Annotated in this window: 3 protein-coding genes; all 3 read right to left on the bottom strand. The window is 76.6% G+C overall.

Annotated elements, in window-relative coordinates; genetic code table 11:
* The coding region (locus tag C6N75_RS29525; RefSeq protein ID WP_105871900.1) for a SpoIIE family protein phosphatase at positions 1-2,075 on the bottom strand (2,075 nt) is incomplete at its 3' end.
* 92 nt (positions 2,076-2,167) lie between these two features.
* Complete coding sequence (locus C6N75_RS29520; protein WP_105871899.1) at positions 2,168-2,794, bottom strand: alpha-ketoglutarate-dependent dioxygenase AlkB; 627 nt, start codon at positions 2,792-2,794, stop codon at positions 2,168-2,170.
* 33 nt (positions 2,795-2,827) lie between these two features.
* Positions 2,828-3,565 (bottom strand): polysaccharide deacetylase family protein, encoded by a 738-nt coding sequence (locus tag C6N75_RS29515; RefSeq protein WP_105871898.1) that lies wholly within the window; start codon positions 3,563-3,565, stop codon positions 2,828-2,830.
* Positions 3,566-3,581 lie beyond the last annotated feature (16 nt).

Raw genomic sequence — 3,581 nt, 5'->3', positions numbered from 1 at the left:
CCGCCGCCTGCAGATCGCCCGCGCCGGCCACCCGCTGCCCGCCCTGGTCCACCCCGACGGGCGGGCAGCGGGTGGCCGGCGCGGGCGATCTGCAGGCGGCGGCAGACCGGGTCGTACACGGCGTACAGGCAGGTGGCGCCGACCATCCCGGCGCCGCCTCCGTCGGGGCCGTCGCCGTCGGCGGTGTTGTAGGGGTCCTCGTCCTGGTCGATGCGGCCGACCAGGTCGTCCAGGCGGCCCAGCAGCTCGTCGGGGGGCAGGTCGAGGGTGGAGAAGTTGTGCACCGCGGTGCGCAGCCGGCCCATGGTGGCGGCGGCATGCAGGCCGTGGCCGACGACGTCGCCGACGACCAGGGCGACCCGGCTGCCGGGCAGCGGGATGACGTCGAACCAGTCGCCGCCGACGCCGGACTGGGCGGGCAGGTAGCGGTGGGCGACCTCCAGGGCGCTCTGCTCGGGCAGGGCCCGGGGCAGCAGGCTGCGCTGGAGGGTGACGGCCATGGCGTGCTCGCGGGTGTAGCGGCGAGCGTTGTCGATGCTGACGGCGGCGCGGGCCACCAGCTCCTCGGCGAGCGCCAGGTCCTCGTCCTCGAAGGGCTCGGGCCGCTCCATGCGCCAGAAGTTGGCGACGCCGAGGACGACGCCGCGGGCCTTGAGCGGGCAGGCGATCAGCGAGTGGATGCCGAAGTCGACGATCTGCCCGGCCCGCTCGGGGTCCTGGGCGTGCCAGCCGAGGGCCTCGGAGAGGTGGGGCACCAGTTCGGCGCGGCCGGTGCCGAAGCCGCGGGCCTGCGGGGTGGAGGGCACGAAGCCGATCATCTTGCCGCGCGGGTAGAGCGGGTGGTCGCCGCGGACGCCGGCGACGGCGGTGCGGCGCATGTCGGCGGAGGCGCCGGTGGGCTCCTCGCCGCGCAGCACCGGGTCGGCGAGGTCGACGGTGACGAAGTCGGCGAAGCGGCCGACGGTGACCTCGGCCAGCTCCTCGGCGGTGCGCACCACGTCCAGGGTGGTGCCGATGCCGACGCCGGCGTCATAGAGGAGGTTCAGGCGGCGGCGGGCGCCTTCGACGCGGCCGGTGAGCGCGCGCAGCTCGGTGGTGTCGCGGATGGTGGCGACGGTGCCGGCGGGGCCGCCGTGGCGGTCGGTGTGGCGCTGGTTGACGGCGAGCAGCCGGTCGGCGGCGGGGACCACCTCGTCGGTGGCGACGCGCCCGGAGCACAGCAGCTCGGCGATGACGGGGTCGAGCCCGGGGAGGTCGCGGACGGACCGCCCCTCGGCGTCGGCGTCCATGGTGAGGAGGCGTTTGGCCTCGTCGTTGGCGAGGAGCAGCCTGCCGTCGCCGCCGACGATGACCACGCCTTCGCGCACCGAGTGCAGGACGGCGTCGTGGTGCTCGTACATCCGGGTCATCTCGGCGGTGCCCAGGCCGTGGGTCTGGCGGCGCAGCCGGCGGGCGACCAGGCCGCTGCCGGCGGTGGCGACGGCGAGTCCGGCGGCGGCGGTGCCGAGGATGACGGGGAGCTGGCGGTTGACCACGCCGGTGACGTTGCGGACCTCCAGGCCGGCGGAGACCAGCCCGATGACGGTCCCGCCCCGGCCGCGCACCGGGACGATGGCCTGGACCTCCTCGCCGAGCGGGCCGTTGACGCTCTCGACGTGGACCTCGCCGCGCAGCGAGGGCTCGATGGTGCCGACGAACTGCCCGCCGATGCGTTCGGGCTGGGGGTGGGTGTAGCGGATGCCGCGGGTGTTCATCACCACGATGAAGTCCACGCCGGCGGCCCGGCGGGCGGTCTCGGTGAGCGGCTGGAGGATCGCGGCGGGGTCGTCGTCGGCCAGTGCCGCGCGGATGCCGGGCGCGTTGGCGTAGGACTCGGCGACGGCGACGGAGCGGTTGCGGGCTTCGCGGTCGCTGTCGCCCCGGGATTGCAGCACGAGTGCGAGGACCGCGCCGAGGACGAGCAGGACCACCAGGGCGACCTGGAGGACGAAGACCTGCCCCGCGACGCTCCGCGGACGGCGTTCGGTCAGCGAGCGGACCGAACTGCCGCGGAGCCGGGCGAGAAAGGGGACCACGATCCCCTTTCTAACACCGCTCGGCCCGGCGCGACCATGAGTCACCCGCCGTCACCGGTCCGGTACGGGGCGCGTCCGGGCCGGGCGGGGGTTCATCTGACTCCGTGCGGGCGGAACTGGACGCTGATCCGGGGGCCGGCGGCGCGGGTGGTCTTGGGGACGGCGTGCTCGAAGGTCCGCTGACAGGACCCGCCCATGACGACCAGGTCGCCGTGGCCGAGCGGGATGCGGCGGGCGGGGCCGCCGCCGAGGGGGCGCAGGGCGAGGTCCCGGGGCTGGCCCACCGAGAGGATCGCGACCATGGTGTCCTCGCGGTCGCCGCGGCCGGTCCGGTCGCCGTGCCAGGCGACGCTGTCGCGGCCGTCGCGGTAGTAGCAGAGCCCGGCGGTGGTGAAGGGTTCGCCCAGTTCGGCGGCGTAGTGGGCGGACAGGGCGGTCCTGGCCTGGTCGAGGACGGGGTGCGGCAGCGGGTCGGCGGCGCGGTAGAAGGCGAGCAGCCGGGGGACGGCGACCTCGGTGTCGTGCATCCGGCGGCGTTCGGCCCGCCAGGGCACGTGCGCGGCCAGGTGCCCGTACAGCGCGTCGGCGCCGGTGAGCCAGCCCGGCAGCAGGTCGATCCAGGCACCCCGGCCGAGCGGGGTGCGCCGCAGACCGTCGAGCGGGCCGAGCCGGAGGTCGTCGGTCTGGTCGAACAGGGAGCCCTGGAAGTGCGCCGGCATGGTCCCAGCGTACGAGACAACCGAACAGGCGAGCTATTCGGGAGGGGTGGGTGTCCGGTGCTCGGCGAGCGGTCCGACCCGCAGGCCGCGCACCCGGCAGTCGCCGACCAGTGCGGGCAGCGCGCCGAGGGCGGCCCGCCAGCAGCCGGGGGCGCCGGTGGCGTCGGAGTCGTGCAGCAGCACGGTGCCGCCGCCGCGCAGCGAGGCGGAGGCCTCGGCCCGGACGGAGTCCGCGGTGGCCTGGGCGGTCCAGTCCCGGCCCCAGGCCGACCAGAGGACCGTGCGCAGCCCGGCGGCGCGGGCGGCGGCCCAGCGCCCGCCGGTGAGGATGCCGTACGGCGGCCGGTACCACCGGGGCCAGTGGCCCTGCGCCCCGGCGACGAGTTCGGCCGTCCGGGCGACCTCCCGGCGGTCGGCGAGCGGCCGGGGCCGCCAGGGCCGCTCGTGCCGCCAGCCGTGCACGGCCAGCTCGTGGCCCTCGGCGGCGATCCGCCGGCCCAGCTCCGGGTGGCGGGCCAGCCGCTCGCCCAGCACGAAGAAGGTGGCCCGCACGCCGAGGCCGTCCAGCACCCGCAGGAAGTGCGGGGTGCTGTCCGGGTCCGGCCCGTCGTCGAAGGTGAGCGCCACCCGGCCGGGGTCCCCCCGCCCGTCCAGCCCCGGCCACAGCAGCGCCCGAGGCCCCGGCAGCCATCCGGCCGCCGGCCCGATGTGCCCGGCCGCCGCGGCCAGCGCGCCGAGGGCCACCAGGGTGAGGGGGCGGGAGGCGGTCATCGGGGCTCCTGGTGAG

Origin of the sequence: Streptomyces solincola, from assembly GCF_002982015.1 — a bacterium.
Classification (GTDB): Bacteria; Actinomycetota; Actinomycetes; order Streptomycetales; family Streptomycetaceae; genus Streptomyces; species Streptomyces solincola.
This window is presented reverse-complemented; position numbering and strand designations above follow the sequence as displayed.